Raw genomic sequence first — 16,553 nt, forward strand, 5'->3', positions numbered from 1 at the left:
GAAATATTTTTTAACTTTGTCGCTTAAAAGACAAAAATCTTTATTGTGTATCCACCAATATACTAATTATGAAATAATTACTTGTTATTTACTACCTGTTACTTTTTATTTGAATTATGATTCACGAACTTATAAAAACCTCCGACGGCTCTACCAGCCTCTATATTCCGCAGTTAGATGAGACCTATCACTCGGTACACGGTGCACTTCAAGAAACTCAGCACGTGTTTATCAAAAACGGACTGCAACTATTTGACCACCAGAGCATCTCTATCTTAGAAATTGGCTTTGGCACAGGGCTCAATGCTTTGGTTACTTACAAGGAACACAAAGCCTTAGAACTGAACATTCGTTACGAAACGGCAGAAGCCTATCCTATTTCGTGGGAAGAAGCCTCACAAATGAATTTTTCGGAAGTGCTCTCCCCTACCCTATCCCCTATTTTTAAACAGATGCACTGCTGCCCGTGGGATGAAACTGTTGCTCTATCTCCTACTTTCAGCTTCAAAAAACGACTACAACGTTTTGAAACTATTAACGATGTCGATAGTTTTGACCTTATTTATTTCGATGCTTTTGGGGCGCAAGTACAACCTGAATTGTGGCAAGAAGCTATTTTCCAACAAATGTACACTTCCCTCAAACAAGGAGGCTATTTGGTAACCTACGCTGCTAAAGGTAGTGTGCGCCGTGCGATGCAGACTTGTGGTTTTACGGTGGAACGATTACCAGGACCGCCTATGAAAAGGGAAATGTTACGCGCTCACAAGGATTAAAGCCCAAATGTCCGTTTTCTACATAAAGCGGAAAAGGTAAATTGTTAGTATACAATGCTCCTGTACCTAAACCTTGAGGCATTGGACTGTGAAGTGTGTACGTCCACTGTGCGATGGCATTGAGCCCTATATTGCTCTCCAAAGCTGAGGTTACCCACCAACCTATACCCAATGTTTCGGCGAGAGTTATCCATTCTTCAGAACCTCGATAACCTCCTATGAGCGAAGGTTTTAAAATGATATACTGCGGTTGTATCTCTCTTAGAAGTCGTTGTTTTTCTTCAGAAGTAAATACCCCTATCAATTCCTCATCGAGGGCGATAGGCAGGGGTGTTTGTTCACATAGTTCAGCCATAGCTTCCCACTGTCCTGCGCGTATAGGCTGCTCAATAGAGTGCAATTGCAGGGCAGCTAATCGCTCTAAATACACCAGTGCTTCAGTTGCTTGAAACGCACCATTAGCATCCACCCTTATCTCTATATCACTCGCTGAAAACTCATTGCGCAAGGCTTTTAAAATACGATATTCCTCTTCAAAATCGATGGCGCCTATCTTCATTTTGATGCAACGAAATCCGTGAGCGAGTTTTTCTTTTATCTGTGCTTTCATAAAATCGGGAGAGCCCATCCAAATAAGTCCGTTGATAGGAATTGCGTCTTTACCCGTTGTAAAATCGGAAGGAAAAAGTTCGTACCACTGCGATGCCGCTACCGATCTAAAAGCCTGTTCCACACCAAATTGTATAGAAGGAAAGGCAACGAGTTCTTTGAGCAATGCCTCCTCACCCAAATACAGATGTTGTTCTACCCATTGCAATTTAGCTTCATAATCAGGTACATCATCGGCACTCAATCCACGAAAGAGGTTGCATTCTCCTATGCCTTTTTTGTCCTCTTGTTCTATTACCAAAAAAAAGGTTTCTTTGGAGGTAAGCACTCCTCTTGATGTCCCCGAAGGACGTTTAAAATTGAGAATATGTTTAATCATAATATCAATTTGCTAATTCACTAATTTTTAATTTTCTATGATTTTTATCTATCTGTATCAATTCGATTATAGTATAAGTATCTGGCAAGTATTTTTCAACTCTTTCTGCCCATTCAATAAAACACCAATCGCCAGAGTAGAGATATTCTTCAAAGCCTATATCAAAGGCTTCTTCCTCATTTTTGATACGGTAGAAATCGAAGTGGTAAATCTTATCATTAGTGCCTTCATAAGGGTTCACCAAACTAAAAGTAGGGCTACTCACATTATCGGTACTGCCTAAAGCTCGTACCAAAGCCTTGATAAGGGTGGTTTTACCAAAGCCCATTCCTCCTTTGAAAATCACTACTTTGGATTGCAAATGAGGAAGAATTTTTTCGGCAATAGCGTCTATTTCGGATAAAGTATAAGTAAATTCCATAAAGTTTGTTCCTTTTATTGGGCAAAGGTACTAATAATTGAGAAATTAGCAAATTAGCAATTTTTCTAATTAACTGGTCGTAGTTTGACCGGTTAGGGGTGTATTTTTGCCAGCAGAAAAAGAAAAGTAAAACTTTTTCACACAAAAAGGAATACATATCCAAAAAAGTTTGTACATTTGTCGCAATTTAAAAGATAAATAGATATACGATAAAAGTATAAAAACATAACGATATAGCGTTTCGCTTTGATTTTCCTGTTCTGGAATACGACCAAACATTTCAATAACACAAGGAAAGCAAATGCCGAGATGCCTGCCATATAAGCGCAGGTATTCCTTTTTGCTTTTGTGTTAGCCTTTGGTCGGGCTCCAGACGAAGTAATAGGAAGCCTGCGCTTGGTAATTTTAAAGAAGAGAATAATCAATTAAAATTCAACAATATGGCAAATTTAATTAACTTAGGGAGCGAATTATTGAGAATTTGCCCCACCAACAGTAACAAAATTGAAGTTTCTACCAATGATGGCAGAAGCTGGAGCACTCGTTATTCAGGCTCTTCTTATGGAGCGTTTTATGATCTTACCTCTTATGGTAGTGAGATTATTGCTATCACTTCTAAGGGAGTATATGTATCTACTAATGGAGGTAGAAGTTGGAGTAGCCGTTATACAGGCTCTTCTTATGGAGACTTTCAGTCTATTTCAGCTAATGGTTCAGAGCTCTTAGCTACTACCTCGAAAGGACTCTATGTCTCTAAAAATGGAGGTAGAAGTTGGAGCAAACGCAACTAAAGAATTTTCAACTTAAGTTTCACAAGCTAATTATAGCTAAAATAATCTCCTCCTCGCATACTTGGAACAGAGGATTAAAGAGGGGGAGATTTTGAAAAATCAGTTAGCTATAAAACTTAAGAAACCTAAACCATTAGCAATGCTATTAGAGAATTAGAAAAATTTAAATTTATGTCAAAAATATTAGAATTAAAATCCATTGAAAACTTTCTAGGTTTTCACTTTTTAGTGAAAGATTACCAACGTGGTTATAAATGGACAGCTACCGAGGTAAGACAACTATTAGACGACCTCAATGAGTTTGAACCTAAAGAAAATGAGTTTTACTGTCTGCAACCTATTGTTATAAAAGCGGATAATGATAAAAAAGAACTTATTGATGGGCAACAACGTTGTACCACTATTTACCTTATTTTGCAATACTTAGGGCAACATTTGTTCGATATTACCTACCAAACACGTGAGCAAAGTGCTGAGTTTCTCAATGAGATAGCAACTTTAAACCTTTCTGGAGAATGGAATGATTGGGTCGCTTCACACTCTAAAAAAGATAATGTAGACAATTATCACTTTTTTCAGGCTTATAGAGCTATTCAAAATTGGTTTGCTGAAAAGAGTGAGGACGAAAAAAGTCATTTTTTAGAGAAGCTATTAAGTAAAACGAAAGTAATTTGGTATGAAGTAACGGGTGAAATAGATAGTATTGAGCTATTTACTCGTATCAACAGCAACAAAATACCCCTTACAGAAGCGGAGCTTATCAAGGCACTTTTCTTGATTGCCTTAACAGACACTTCTACTCAAAGAGAATGGGTAGTAGCACAACAATGGGATAAAATAGAAAATGAATTAGAAGAAGATGAATTTTGGTATTTTATAACCGCTAATATCCCTCCTGCTACGCCTATTGATTATATCTTTAGCTTATCAAAGGTAGTAAAAAAGCAAGAAAATTATCAAGGTGAATACCCTATTTTCAATGCTTATTACAATGCCTATAAAAATGCTAAAAATAAAAAGCAATGGGTAGAGACACAGTGGAATGAGGTGAGAAATAACTTCTTGACGCTTAAAGAATGGTTTAAAGACTTTGAGTATTACCATCTTGTTGGAGCTCTTATTCATTTGGGGTATAATATTAATACTATTTTTGATTTAAAGCTACAAAGTAATTCAAAAATTGCTTTTAAAGAGGCTTTAAAAGCTGAATTTACTAAAATAATTGGTAGTTTTGGAAACAATTTAGAGAATGTGTATTACAACAGTGGCAAGGAAAGGAAAGCTTTGTTGCTTTTCAATATCATTTCAATATTGCAATCAGAAGAAAATGCTTATCGTTTTCCTTTCAATAAGTTTAAAACAATGAACTGGGACATAGAGCATATTCACGCTATCGCTACTGACACCAACAATAAAGATGTTCAAAAGGCTTGGCTGAGAGAGAATAAGGAATACATCAGCGGAACCCTTAGAAAAGAGATTGAAGATATGCTATCTCAAAAAGAGATTGAAGAGGAAAAATTATCTTCTTTGGTAGAAAAGGTGACAAACGAACTTTCAGAGAAAGGTTTTGACAATGACAATATTAATGACATTTCTAATCTCACTTTATTGGATTCGGGGACTAATAGATCATACAAAAATATCATATTTCCCCTTAAACGTATGAGGATTATTGAAGAAGACAAAAAAGGAACTTTTATTCCTCTTTGTACTAAAAACGTCTTCCAAAAATATTACACCCCTAATGCCAGCGACCTTTCTATTTGGTCAAAAGAAGACAAAGAGAATTACCGCCAAAGTATTATAACAACCTTTAACACCTTTGTAAATAATGGAAAATAAAAAATACACCATACTAAACTTTTTAAAAAGTGAGTATAGCGATGCTATTTCTTTTGAAATTCCTATTATACAACGCGATTATGCACAAGGACGTTCTGATGAACGTTCAAAAGAAATACGCAAGACTTTTTTAGGATCTCTCATTGCTGCTGTTGAGAATTATCCTCAAAAGAATATTGAGTTAGACTTTGTATATGGCAAAAGAAACAAAAACAAAGTGTATCTATTAGATGGACAACAACGTATCACTACTTTGTATTTATTACATTGGTACCTTGCGCAACGTTTACAGAAACCTTCATTGCTAAAAGATGTTGCACTTAGCTATCGCGTGCGCCAATATGCTGATGAGTTTACTCAAAAACTAAGCGATGAAAGCACCCAGATAGACTTCAGTTCAATCATTCCGTCACAGGCAATATGCAATTGTACTTGGTTCTTTGATGCGTGGAAACACGACCCCACTGTAAAAGGTATGCTTAATACCCTTGACACCATCCACGAACTATTAAAAGACAAAGAAATAAACGAAGAACGTTATTGGCTACCACTTGAGGAAGGAGCTGTTACTTTTTACTGGCTCGACTTGGAAGAGCATCAGCTTACTGATGAACTTTACCTCAAAATGAATGCACGAGGAAAACAACTTTCAAATTTTGAAAATTTCAAAGCAAGTTTGGTAAAGCGTGTTGCTGATAATGGCTGGGAAGAAAACATTGATGAAAAAGACTCTTTTTCTTTCAAAATGGATACCATTTACACCGACCTCTTTTGGGAATATAGAGGAGAAGTGAATGTTATTGACTATGAGATAACCAACTTTTTTGCAGGTATGGCTATGATAGGTTATGCGCTCAAAGAAAATAGTGAGGCACAGCAAAAAAGAATCCAAGAACTATTCAACAATCCCCTCAGTGTAAGAGTTGAAGACTTTGAAAAAAGCGATTTCGAGCGTTTCACGTCTTATTTGGACTTCTATAGCCCAGTAGAAAAGATTTCAATAGAAACAGAACTATGGAAATACTACAATGCTGATAACAAAAGAGGTCTTTTTGAAGAATTTATCAAAGATGAAAATAAAGGAACTGAAAAGAAATATGATGGAGCTACTTACTCACAACGTGTTCTGTTTTACGCTCTCAGTGAACTTTTTATGGAGGCGAAAGACAAAAATAATATTAGTGAAGATTTCATAAGAGTAGTACGCAATATTGTGGAGAATGCTACTATTGATAGTGCTCAAACTTTTGTTTATGCTATCAAACTAATGAGTGAACTTTTGGAAGGAGTACAAGATATTTATTGGTATCTCTGCAAAACTGCTATCCAATCAAATTTTGCTTCCTATCAAGTAACACAAGAAAAGCAGAAAGCAGAACGTATTGTAGCTAATCCTGAATGGAAGGATGTTATTTGGGAAGCTGAAGACCACCCTATGTTTAAAGGAGATATAGGTTTCTTACTCCTCGAAACAGAAAACGACTTACCCCTCTTCAAAAAACGTTATGAAGTAGCCAAAGAAATGTTTGACGTGGAGGGAGTTAAGGGTAAATATCGTGAAAATGCACTACTCATTCGTGCTTTAGTAAGTAGGTTTGACAATTGGTATTTGTTCTGGAGTAGACTTGTTTTTGATTCATCCACAGAAACTTGGAAAAGAATTTTAAGAACTGATAATCGTTGGGTTAAATATTTCTTACTTTTGTTAGACAATGAAAGTAAGTTAGAGCAATTTATCACAGAAGATTCTTCTTTACAAAAAGGAGATGAAGATGATAATGATTTTAAGCTACGTAAAAAAACTCATACAAATTTGTATCAAACAGAGCTATTGGTAGCTATTTGTGAAGAATGTTACTTACGTTGGGAATCTAATAATTATATTCTGTACCCTTATAATTGTCGTAACGAAAGGTTTAAATACATTGTTACCAATGAGCGAAATAAAAAATTAGCTCAAGCCGTTGCTAAAGGTATTGTCAAAACTGAACAACAATTAGAACTGAATGGTAAGAAAATTCCTTTCTTCTGGGGCTGGAATGTACATTTTACTTACGATGATAAAGAATATGTATGGTGGTACGATGGTCAAATCACCCAAAATGGACAAGATTGTAAAGACGAGTTACTTAAAATCTTTGAGTAAGTAAAGATAAGAAAAGGAGGCTGTCCGAAAAGTTTTGTTTTGTGAGGGCGTTTTGCAAATCTTTCTTACAATTTAAATGAAAGTATTTGATTATTACTATAATTAACTTTTGCAAACTTTAAGAGTTTGCAAAAGTGTGTGGCGCAATCGTGCTTCTAAAAACTTTTCAGACAGTCTTTTTTATCATCGGTCATAGTTTGTCCATTTAATATCGTATCTTTGCAGTGTAATTATTTAAAGCAATACAATGAATCTTTACTTAGACGACCTCCGCCCTACTCCTGAAGGCTTTGAGCGTGTGTATAGCTACGAGGAATTTGTAGCTTACCTCAAGTGCAAAGGATTGCCTGATTTTATCTCGTTTGACCACGATTTGGGCGAAGAGTTTTCAGGTTATGACTGTGCTAAATATTTGGTGGATTATTGTTTAGACCGTCAGTTGCCTTTGCCTGATTTTGCAGTGCATAGCCAAAACCCTGTGGGCAAAGAAAATATTGAGCGGTTGCTAAATAATTTCAAAGAACAACAAAAAGCAATTTTAAAAGCAATTTAATTACTTAACACTTTTTACTTATTATGGCAAAACCTATTCAAATAGCACGTTTGGTGCATATCATTAGATTGCTTACTACTCATAAAAATGGACTATCAGCTCAGAGTATTGCCGATTATTTGGCTGATGAAGGCGATGAATATGCTTTCAGTAACCGCACTATTCGCAGGGATTTCGACGATATATACATCGCTTTTGGTATTGACATCACCCTTAATGCAAAGGAAAAAGTATGGGCTATCAACCCCGATAGCATTGCTAATAAACAAAGCATATTAGACCATCTGTTGTTAGTAGATGCCCACCGCAAGGCAAAAAATACAGGTACTCTCCTCTTAGAAGCACAACCTGAAAAAGGCTTGGAAATGCTCGACCCTATCCTTACAGCTATTCCTCAAAATGTATTGATTACCTTTACTCATACTTCCTTTGGTTGGGAAACTACGAAACCATATCAGGTACTGCCTTATGCTGTAAAAGAATATCAAGGTCGTTGGTATCTCATTGCGACTGATAACAAACAGCCTATCAAACTCAAAGCTTTTGCTCTCGACCGTATCAGCAATTTAGAGCTAACCGACATCCAAGTGAAACGCAAAAAAATAGATATGGAGTCGTTTTTTGATCATTTCTATGGGGTTGCCATTGGTGAAGGCGAGCCCTTGCAAAAGGTAGTACTTTCCTTTGATTATGAACAAGGTAAGTATATCAAATCGCTAAAACTACATCCTTCTCAAGTAACTCTAATAGATAATGAGGACGAACTACGTGTGCAACTCACTCTTGCTTTTCCTAATGGTAAAGCTCCCTACGATTTGGTGATGAAACTCTGTTCGTTTAGCTGTTCGGTAAAGGTTATCGCACCTCAATCTTTAGCTGATGAGGTTGCTAACTACCATAAAGCTGCCTATGAACAGTATTAGTCATCAGAAAAAAATTCGTCGTTCATAACTCGTTATTCGTAATTATTTTTTACCTTTGCCCATTAGAAATAAAAAACTTATGGGAAACACTACAATTGAAGCACAGAACTACTGCATATACTTCAACGAAGAAGGAACGCGTTTTATCAATGATTTGATAGCTGAACGCCGTCCTTCTAAGCTCTTCCTTTTAGTAGATAGCCATACTAACGAACACTGTTTGCCGGTATTCCTCCCCGATTTGGCTACCGATATTCCCTTAGAAATTATAGAAATAGAAGCGGGTGAACCCAATAAAAACATCGATACTTGTACCCAAGTGTGGTATGCCCTTTCTGAATTGGGGGCTGACCGCAAATCATTGCTCATCAATATAGGTGGGGGCGTTGTTACCGATTTGGGGGGCTTTGTCGCCTCTACTTTTATGCGCGGTATCGATTTTATCAATGTACCTACGAGCTTGCTGGCAATGGTCGATGCCTCGGTAGGTGGTAAAACTGGGGTAGATTTAGGTGCTTTAAAAAACCTTATAGGAGTGATCAACAATCCGTTAGGGGTGGTGGTCGATACTCGCTTTTTGGCAACACTCCCTGCCGAAGAACTCCGCAGCGGAATGGCCGAAATGTTTAAACACGGTCTCATCAGTTCGCCTGAATATTGGCGACAAATGTGTCAGCTAAATGAACTTCCTGCAGAGTATTTGGGAGTGCTCATTCGCGAATCGGTAGTGATAAAAAATGAGGTTGTACGCCAAGACCCTACCGAAAAAAGTTTGCGAAAAACGCTGAATTATGGTCATACCTTGGGGCACGCTATAGAATCGTATTGCCTGCAAAACCCCGAAAGAGAACGCTTGTTACACGGAGAAGCTGTTGCTATTGGGATGGTGCTTGCTACTTATCTTTCAGTAAAAGAATTGGGCTTCCCACAAGCTGAATGCGACCATATCAAAGCTGTTTTAGCTGAATATTTTCCCAAACAATCTTTTTCTAACGAAGAAATTACCGATATTTGTCAGCTGATGCGTTTTGATAAGAAAAACGTGGGCGGCAATGTTTATTTTGTGCTTTTAGAAGCCATTGGCAAACCAAAAATCGACTGTATTGTTCCTTTTGAAGAAATTTACAAAGCCTTTGAATATTATTTAACTAATAACTAATAACAAGATGAGAAAATTTTTAATCCTTTTTTTATTTTGCTTCCTATGGGTAGGGCAAGCTAAAGCGCAGAGTTATTGGCGCAAAACCAATTTCACTACCCAGCGCGACACTCATTCCACCGACCCTTCTTTTCAGTATTTCACTTTGGATAAAGCTGCCTTTGCGCGTGCGTTGCAAACGAGCGAAACAAGCCGAGGTGTTGCTATCGTTGCTATTCCTGATGCCGAGGGGAATCTTATCAACTATTACATTACTCCCACACAAGTACTCTCGGAAGCGGTAGCTCGCAAATTTCCTTCTATTAAAACCTTTGTGGGCAAGGGGGTAGACGATGCTACTGAGCACATCCGCTTTACGTGGAGTGATTACGGCTTGGATGCTATTATGCAAAAGAATCTGCATTATAGTTTTGTAGAAGCTGAAGATCAAGAAGGAGTTCATTACAGAGTTTATAAACACGAAGATACCGAAAGACCTTTGGTAGACTGCAAAACTTTGGATGTACCAGCACTTGTAGCAGAAAGTCAAGCACTACAACGCGCTACTTTTTCAAGTGCTAATGTGCATCGCACTTTTAGAATTGCCATTGCTTGTACCTATTCATTTACTACGTATTTTGGAGGAAAAACACCTGCTTTTACACAGATTGTCAATATCTTAAACAAAGTGAATGAAGTATATGGGCAACAGCTTTCCATAGCCTTTCAGTTGGTCTCAGACGATAGCATCGTTTTTGATAATAAAAATACAGACCCTTTTAAGGATATTGAATACAAATATTGGGAATATAGATCTGATGTATTACAACAAGTACTTGATGATAAAATAGGTAGTGCTAGCTATGATATAGGGCACTTATTCCACAATGGTAATGATGGTGGCAATGCAGGTTGCATAGGTTGTGTGTGTGAAAGTGGTGAAAAAGGACAAGCTTTTTCCTCTTATCCATTTGGAAGAAGAGGAATCCTTAACAGTGCTTTTGCCATAGATGTAGTCGCTCACGAAATAGGACATCAAATGGGAGCACGACATACTTTTTCATACCGCAGAGAGTTAGGCTCTGGCTCACAAATGGAACCAGGAAGCGGCACTACCATAATGAGTTATGCAGGTGTTAGCCGCGATTACGACGTGCAACAACACGCCGACCCTTATTTACACCACCGCACTGTGTACGATATTACAAATAACCTGCAAAGGAAATCTTGTGCTACTGAAAATTCTACAGGTAACACGCCTCCTGAAATCCCTAATCTAAAAAGTTATACCATTCCGTATAGCACTGCCTATTTATTAGAAGGCACTGCCTCCGATGCCGATGATGACACCTTGTTATACACTTGGGAAGAGGACGACAATTATACTGAATCTGGCAACTACAATTTTTCACCTACGATGCGTTCGGGAGCTACAGCCCGCTCTATGAAACCCTCTGCTCAATCGTATCGTTATATACCTCGCTTAGAGCGCATTGTAGCAGGTACACTCACCCAGCAGAACCCCAGAAAAGGAGATGCTTGGGAAACGGTACTCAACATAGGGCGCACCCTTCATTGGTCTTTTGTAGTAATCGACCGTCCTTTGGCAAGTAATCAAACGGGAAATACTGTTTATAAAACCATTGAGGTTGTAGTAAGTGCCGATGCAGGTCCTTTTAAAGTAACTTCTCACAACCAAAATAGCACTTGGATTGTAGGACAGAAGGTGAAAATCGAATGGGATGTTGCCAATACTAATAAAGCTCCCGTATCGGTAAACAAAGTGAAAATACTTTTTTCTACTGATAACGGAGCTACTTTCTCACATACTTTAGCTACAGGTTTACCCAATAATGGCAAAGCTGAAGTAACTATACCTGCAAGTCTAAAAACTACTCAGGGGCGTTTTATGATCAAAGCTGAAGAGAATATCTTTTTAGCCGTAAATGCGGGAACTATCACTATAAAAGAAGATGAAGATACCGATGGTGATGGTATAATGTCCAGCGTCGATAACTGTCCGTTTGTAGCGAATCCCGACCAAAAAGATAGCGATGGTGACGGTATAGGTGATGCTTGTGACGATGATATAGATGGCGATGGTATTCTCAACGCATTCGACAATTGCCCTACCGTGTCTAACACTACCCAACAAGACCTCGACAACGATGGTATAGGTGATGCTTGTGACAACGATATCGACGGTGATGGCATTCCTAACGCTCAAGACAACTGTCCGCTGATTTACAACCCCGATCAAGCCGACCTCGACAGTGATGGTATAGGCGATGCTTGTGATGACGATATTGATGGGGATGGTATCCCCAATAAAGAAGATCCTCAGATGGATTATGTTCTCATTTCCAACGCCTTTACTCCTAACGGTGATGGCATCAACGATACTTATACAATTGCTCACGCCGAAAAATATCCTAACAACACTCTTTATGTGTATAATAATTTAGGTCAGTTAGTATATGAAGCGAGAGGCTATAAAAACCAATGGGACGGCAAAATGTCTAACGGAACATTGGTAGCGCGAGGCTCGTATATAGCGATATTTAGCATCGATGGCTCTGACGAAAAACAAACTAAATACTGGATTTACATCAATTATTAGCAAAAGATAAACTATGAAAAAGATATTTTTAAGTGCTGCTTTATTGCTCGCTGGTGTGGCTCAAGCACAAACTATAGACCCCTCTTATATATTCTATTATCAGCACCAAAACTTGGTAAACCCAGCAGCTGTAGGGTTAGAGAGAGGGCATACCATTTCGGTGGATATACGCAACCAATGGCGCGGAATGACTGAAGCTCCTCAAACGCAAACTTTCTTCACCACTCACCGCCTTTCCGATCGCGTAGGGGTAGGACTTTCGCTTGCTAATAACAAAGTTTTTATACAGAAGCAAGCCGGTATCTACGCCGATTTTTCCTACTCAATTCCTATTACTTACAACTCTAATTTAATAGGAGGTATAAAATTTGGGGGAGATTTTTTCAATGTAGATGGCAGTGATTTGCGCACCTACAACAATATGTATAATATGTATTACCCTAACGGGAATCGTATGCACCCCACTTACTACAACGACCCTTATTTGCAAAGTATTTCAGGGAAGTTTCAAACCAACTTTGGTGCAGGACTCTACTACGACCATCCTGATTTCTATATAGGTATGGCGATTCCTAATATGTTAGCTTCTGATAAAGTGCGTATGGATAACGAAGTAATGACTTCTATTGCCGATAATATGTTCTTCTATTCTATGGTGGGCTACTATTGGCGTGTAGCTACCGATTTCACTGTAAAACCGCGTTTCCAAACGCGATTTGGCAAAGGTGAAAAACCTTCTATCGACCTTACTGTAGCAGGCAATTTTGCTAATCGCGCCGAATTAGGTGTCACTTATCGCACTGATAAGGCAGTAAATGCTTATGTATTCTTTGAAATTCCTGATTACTATGTAGCAATAGGTTATGGGTTTGAAAGTTACTTCCAAACCCATCTTAACTTGCAATCGCGTAACTCTCACGAGTTCTTAGTACAATTCAAATGGTAGTGTGAGCCACACGGGCGATTATTTTACTGTATATTGAAGTGTAGTGTATTGGGCTACACGGAAAGCTCCGAGAGGATTTTCGCGTTTGTTAGTAGTGTTCACAATGTTACCTATAGGGCGGGTAGGGATAGTAAATGGGCTTTGTCCTTCTGATAATCGAACGAGCATTTGCACAAACTCCTTATATTGAGGATGAATGCGGTAGAGAATAATATGTACTACATCATCTTTTTTGAGTTTTTCTTTGTTATCTACTCCTGTTAATACAAAGAAGAATTTATTATTAGCTATGTAATTATCGTCTAAGGTGCCATAAACTGTTTTGGAAATATTATTCTGTGCAATCTTAATTAAATAGGCATTTGCAACCCCATCATTGATACCATCAAAATAGAAACGCACCTCTTTGCGGTCTTTTAAAAAGCCTCCGTTTTCTTTCTGTACAATTCTGTTAGAAGGTATTATGGGGGCTTCAAGCATTTTATCTTTGGCGGTATAAGTTTGCCCGTTGAGCTCTACAATCAATTTATAATCTTTTCCTAACTCAGGGGTAATACCCGCAGGGAACACATAACGGCTGCCACCTTTTAATTCATTTAGATTATCAGATGTGATAGTAGTGGTACCATCCCAAAGGGTAAGACTATAAGTTTGGGTACCTGAAACTATCTTCACCACTGCATTATTTACCGCAGGTGAATGTGTTTCGCCAAAATAGGCTTCAGTATAGCTGATATCGACTATTGGGTAGGCTTTGGCTTCTCCTTTTTTCCAGTCGAGCGCTGCATCAATCACTAATTTTTTAGGAGCAGTATCCAAATTCAAATCGATAACCTCTTCGCAAGAAGTCAAAGCAAAGGCACTGAGGAGTATGATATAAAGGCTTTTCATTTTATTCAACTATTTATAGAATTAGAAACTAAAATTATAAGTTACACTAGGTATAATACCAAAGATGGAGAGTTTCACAGCTTCATTGCGATGTGTATCTTCGTTTTCACGGAATGAAACACTCACAGCATTTTTGCGGTTGTACACGTTGTACACGCCAAATACCCATTCACTTTTCCAACGCTTGTTAGCACGCTGAGGGGTATAAGTAGCCGATAAGTCTAAACGGTGATAGGTAGGCAACCGGTATTCATTGCGCTTGCTATAATCGGGGACAGTTTGTCCTAAGTAAGAATAGCGCCCTACAGGGTAGTTTGCAGGCAAGCCCGATTGCAAGTTGAATATAGCACCAAACGTCCATTTAGGCGAAAGTTCGTAAGTAGCTGTAATCGAGAGGTCGTGAGGCTTATCATAAGGAGCATTATACCAATCGCCGTAGTTGATACCTATTTCTTCAGGGGTACGCCCTTTGGTTTGCATTTCCGATTTTGAGAGTGTATAGGCAATCCAACCAGTAAGTCTGCCTGTATTTTTACGCAAGAGCACTTCCAAGCCATAAGCTCTGTTTTCTCCTGAGAGCAACACACGTTCAATAGCTTCATTAGCTATTAAGTTTGCCCCATTGATATAATCCAAACGATTTTGCACCTTTTTGTAGTAAGTTTCTACCTCTATGCTGTATTTATCGTCAAAAACATTAGAAGCATAGCCTAATGCCACTTGGTCGGCGATTTGAGGTTTGATAAACTCATCACTGGGCGTCCATACATTCAAAGGTGAAGGAGAGGCTGTGTTAGAAATCAAGTGTACATACTGGGCAGTGCGCGCATAACTCGCTTTTACTGATTTGGTATCGCTAAAAGCATAACTCATTGTAAAACGCGGTTCAAAATTAGAGTACAAATCGATAATGCGGTTACTGCCGTAGTATTTAGTACCTATAGCAGTGCCTTGGTAGTACACTTGTCGGTTAGCATTGTAGCCCACGGGATTGTCATTAGGATAAATATTCACGGTGCGTTTGCCCAAACTGTAGAAATTACTAAAACGCAAGCCGTAAGACACCGTAAGAGCTTCAGCTAATTTTTGTTCTACATCGGCATAGAAGCCCATTTCGGCAGCATAGCGATGTTCGAGTATGCGTTCTTTGATAGTAGAAGCTGAGGTTTTAGGCACAATTTTTCCTGGTTTGAATATGTAGTACAAGCCCTGTACTCCATAAGTAAGTTTGAATTTTTCTGAAATATAGTTTTTGAAGTCGTATTTGAGGTTAAAATTCTCAATTCCCGACGTCCATTTCATATCAATAAAACTAAAATCAAACTTATAGTCGTAGTTGCTGTAGATAGCCGAGAGGTTAGAGAAGAGTTTATCGGTAAACAAGTGATTCCAACGCAAATTCACTAAGGCATTGCCATAAGTATTGGTAAGGTTCTCGCTGAGAACAAACCTATCTCTACCAAAATAGCCAGAAAGATAGAGCGCATTGTTTTGGTTGAGTTGGTAAGAAAGTTTAGTATTGAGGTCGTAGAAATAAGCTGAATTTTCGTTATCGCTCAGTTTGAGGAAAAGATGAGCGTAAGAGGCGCGACCTCCTACTAAAAATGAGGCTTTGTCTTTCACGATAGGACCTTCGGCAAGCAAGCGTGAGGAAAGTACCCCTATACCGCCAGTCGCTGCAAATTTATTTTTATTACCTTCTTTTTGATAAATATCTAAAACTGAAGCTATACGTCCGCCATAGCGCGCAGGAATTCCGCCTTTGTAGAGCTTCATATCACGCACGGCATCGGCATTGAAGACACTGAGGAAACCAAAGAGGTGAGAAGCATTAAAGATGGTAGCCTCATCAAGGAGTACCAAGTTCTGGTCGGCTGCACCACCACGCACGTTAAATCCTGAGGAAGCCTCGCCTGCATTGCTCACCCCAGGCATTTGCATTAAGGTTTTGATAATATCTACCTCACCTACAAGTACAGGGAGTTTCTTGACGGTAGTAATAGGAATGGTAGCTACACTCATTTCGGGTTTGCGTACAGCCGCTTTAGGAGCAGAATGCGCATTGAGTTCCACGCCTTTAAGCTCTATAGCCTCAGGTTTTAGTTTATAGTCTCTACGGATATTTTTGTTAAGCTCTATAGTTTCTTGGTGAGTACCAAAGCCTATATATTCAATCACGATAGTATATTTACCTTCAGGTAAAGTGATAGAATAGAACCCATACTCATTCGTAGAAGTACCCGTATGGAGTTCTTTGATAATGAAGTTTACCCCTAATAATTTTTCGCCATTAGAAGCATCGGAGATAGAACCGCTAAGAGTGTACTTGCGTTGTGCAAACACAGCGGTTGTTACTACTAAAAAAAGTAGTAATAAGCACTTTTTCATAAAATAATTATTATTTTTTCAGGGGCAAAGATACGAATAAAAACTTTTGATACAAAATAAGTTTCTATTTCTCTATACCAAAAGGAGCTTTTTCCTATACAAAAAAGTCAGCAGTTAGTGTAAAACT

At 38.4% G+C, this 16,553-nt stretch carries 13 protein-coding genes; 9 read left to right on the forward strand and 4 right to left on the reverse strand.

Translation table 11 applies throughout. The features are described from left to right. Window positions 1–116 precede the first annotated feature (116 nt). On the forward strand, window positions 117–776 hold the full coding sequence (gene mnmC2, locus CBG49_RS12720; RefSeq protein ID WP_088594758.1) for a tRNA (5-methylaminomethyl-2-thiouridine)(34)-methyltransferase MnmC2: 660 nt from the start codon (window positions 117–119) through the stop codon (window positions 774–776). Here the strand turns inward: mnmC2 and CBG49_RS12725 are convergent. After that, window positions 739–1,764 (reverse strand): o-succinylbenzoate synthase, encoded by a 1,026-nt coding sequence (locus CBG49_RS12725; protein ID WP_088594759.1) that lies wholly within the window; start codon window positions 1,762–1,764, stop codon window positions 739–741. The two genes, mnmC2 and CBG49_RS12725, sit on opposite strands and share 38 nt — an antisense overlap. Window positions 1,765–1,768: 4 nt before the next feature. After that, complete coding sequence (gene tsaE, locus CBG49_RS12730; protein ID WP_088594760.1) at window positions 1,769–2,185, reverse strand: tRNA (adenosine(37)-N6)-threonylcarbamoyltransferase complex ATPase subunit type 1 TsaE; 417 nt, start codon at window positions 2,183–2,185, stop codon at window positions 1,769–1,771. A gap of 440 nt (window positions 2,186–2,625) precedes the next feature. Here tsaE and CBG49_RS12740 point away from each other — a divergent pair, with 440 nt between their 5' ends. The 8 genes from CBG49_RS12740 (at window position 2,626) to CBG49_RS12775 (ending at window position 13,147) form a co-directional block, all read left to right on the forward strand. After that, on the forward strand, window positions 2,626–2,976 hold the full coding sequence (locus CBG49_RS12740; protein WP_167372074.1) for a WD40/YVTN/BNR-like repeat-containing protein: 351 nt from the start codon (window positions 2,626–2,628) through the stop codon (window positions 2,974–2,976). A gap of 171 nt (window positions 2,977–3,147) precedes the next feature. Continuing rightward, window positions 3,148–4,821, forward strand: coding sequence for a DUF262 domain-containing protein (locus tag CBG49_RS12745; RefSeq protein ID WP_088594763.1), 1,674 nt, complete (start codon window positions 3,148–3,150; stop codon window positions 4,819–4,821). After that, window positions 4,811–6,967, forward strand: coding sequence for a DUF262 domain-containing protein (locus tag CBG49_RS12750; RefSeq protein ID WP_088594764.1), 2,157 nt, complete (start codon window positions 4,811–4,813; stop codon window positions 6,965–6,967). Before CBG49_RS12745 ends, CBG49_RS12750 begins: the two co-directional genes overlap by 11 nt. 247 nt (window positions 6,968–7,214) lie before the next feature. Further along, window positions 7,215–7,520 (forward strand): cyclic-phosphate processing receiver domain-containing protein, encoded by a 306-nt coding sequence (locus CBG49_RS12755; protein ID WP_088594765.1) that lies wholly within the window; start codon window positions 7,215–7,217, stop codon window positions 7,518–7,520. Window positions 7,521–7,543: 23 nt separating this feature from the next. After that, window positions 7,544–8,443 carry a helix-turn-helix transcriptional regulator gene (locus tag CBG49_RS12760; protein ID WP_088594766.1) on the forward strand — a complete coding sequence of 300 codons (900 nt, stop codon included), beginning with the start codon at window positions 7,544–7,546 and terminating at the stop codon, window positions 8,441–8,443. 79 nt (window positions 8,444–8,522) lie between these two features. After that, entirely contained in the window at window positions 8,523–9,602 is a 1,080-nt protein-coding gene (aroB, locus tag CBG49_RS12765; protein ID WP_088594767.1) for a 3-dehydroquinate synthase, read from the forward strand. 7 nt (window positions 9,603–9,609) lie between these two features. Beyond that, on the forward strand, window positions 9,610–12,201 hold the full coding sequence (locus tag CBG49_RS12770) for a thrombospondin type 3 repeat-containing protein (RefSeq protein WP_088594768.1): 2,592 nt from the start codon (window positions 9,610–9,612) through the stop codon (window positions 12,199–12,201). Window positions 12,202–12,214: 13 nt separating this feature from the next. Next, a complete protein-coding gene (locus tag CBG49_RS12775) occupies window positions 12,215–13,147 on the forward strand; it encodes a PorP/SprF family type IX secretion system membrane protein (RefSeq protein ID WP_088594769.1) in 933 nt (310 codons plus the stop codon). Between the two features lie 18 nt (window positions 13,148–13,165). Here CBG49_RS12775 and CBG49_RS12780 read toward each other — a convergent pair whose 3' ends face one another. After that, a complete protein-coding gene (locus tag CBG49_RS12780; RefSeq protein WP_088594770.1) occupies window positions 13,166–14,038 on the reverse strand; it encodes a DUF4249 family protein in 873 nt (290 codons plus the stop codon). 21 nt (window positions 14,039–14,059) lie between these two features. After that, window positions 14,060–16,426: a TonB-dependent receptor gene (locus tag CBG49_RS12785; protein WP_088594771.1), complete on the reverse strand. Its 2,367-nt coding sequence runs from the start codon at window positions 16,424–16,426 to the stop codon at window positions 14,060–14,062. Window positions 16,427–16,553: the final 127 nt, after the last annotated feature.

It is taken from the genome of Capnocytophaga endodontalis (genome assembly GCF_002209445.1).
Taxonomy (GTDB): Bacteria; Bacteroidota; Bacteroidia; order Flavobacteriales; family Flavobacteriaceae; genus Capnocytophaga; species Capnocytophaga periodontitidis.

Excerpts from the sequence above, each read along its gene's own strand:
- tsaE (WP_088594760.1), bottom strand. The coding sequence starts at position 2,185 with ATGGAATTTACTTATACTTTATCCGAAATAGACGCTATTGCCGAAAAA.
- CBG49_RS12780 (WP_088594770.1), bottom strand. The coding sequence starts at position 14,038 with ATGAAAAGCCTTTATATCATACTCCTCAGTGCCTTTGCTTTGACTTCT.
- CBG49_RS12740 (WP_167372074.1), top strand. The coding sequence starts at position 2,626 with ATGGCAAATTTAATTAACTTAGGGAGCGAATTATTGAGAATTTGCCCC.
- mnmC2 (WP_088594758.1), top strand. The coding sequence starts at position 117 with ATGATTCACGAACTTATAAAAACCTCCGACGGCTCTACCAGCCTCTAT.
- CBG49_RS12785 (WP_088594771.1), bottom strand. The coding sequence starts at position 16,426 with ATGAAAAAGTGCTTATTACTACTTTTTTTAGTAGTAACAACCGCTGTG.
- CBG49_RS12770 (WP_088594768.1), top strand. The coding sequence starts at position 9,610 with ATGAGAAAATTTTTAATCCTTTTTTTATTTTGCTTCCTATGGGTAGGG.
- aroB (WP_088594767.1), top strand. The coding sequence starts at position 8,523 with ATGGGAAACACTACAATTGAAGCACAGAACTACTGCATATACTTCAAC.
- CBG49_RS12755 (WP_088594765.1), top strand. The coding sequence starts at position 7,215 with ATGAATCTTTACTTAGACGACCTCCGCCCTACTCCTGAAGGCTTTGAG.
- CBG49_RS12745 (WP_088594763.1), top strand. The coding sequence starts at position 3,148 with ATGTCAAAAATATTAGAATTAAAATCCATTGAAAACTTTCTAGGTTTT.
- CBG49_RS12775 (WP_088594769.1), top strand. The coding sequence starts at position 12,215 with ATGAAAAAGATATTTTTAAGTGCTGCTTTATTGCTCGCTGGTGTGGCT.
- CBG49_RS12750 (WP_088594764.1), top strand. The coding sequence starts at position 4,811 with ATGGAAAATAAAAAATACACCATACTAAACTTTTTAAAAAGTGAGTAT.
- CBG49_RS12760 (WP_088594766.1), top strand. The coding sequence starts at position 7,544 with ATGGCAAAACCTATTCAAATAGCACGTTTGGTGCATATCATTAGATTG.
- CBG49_RS12725 (WP_088594759.1), bottom strand. The coding sequence starts at position 1,764 with ATGATTAAACATATTCTCAATTTTAAACGTCCTTCGGGGACATCAAGA.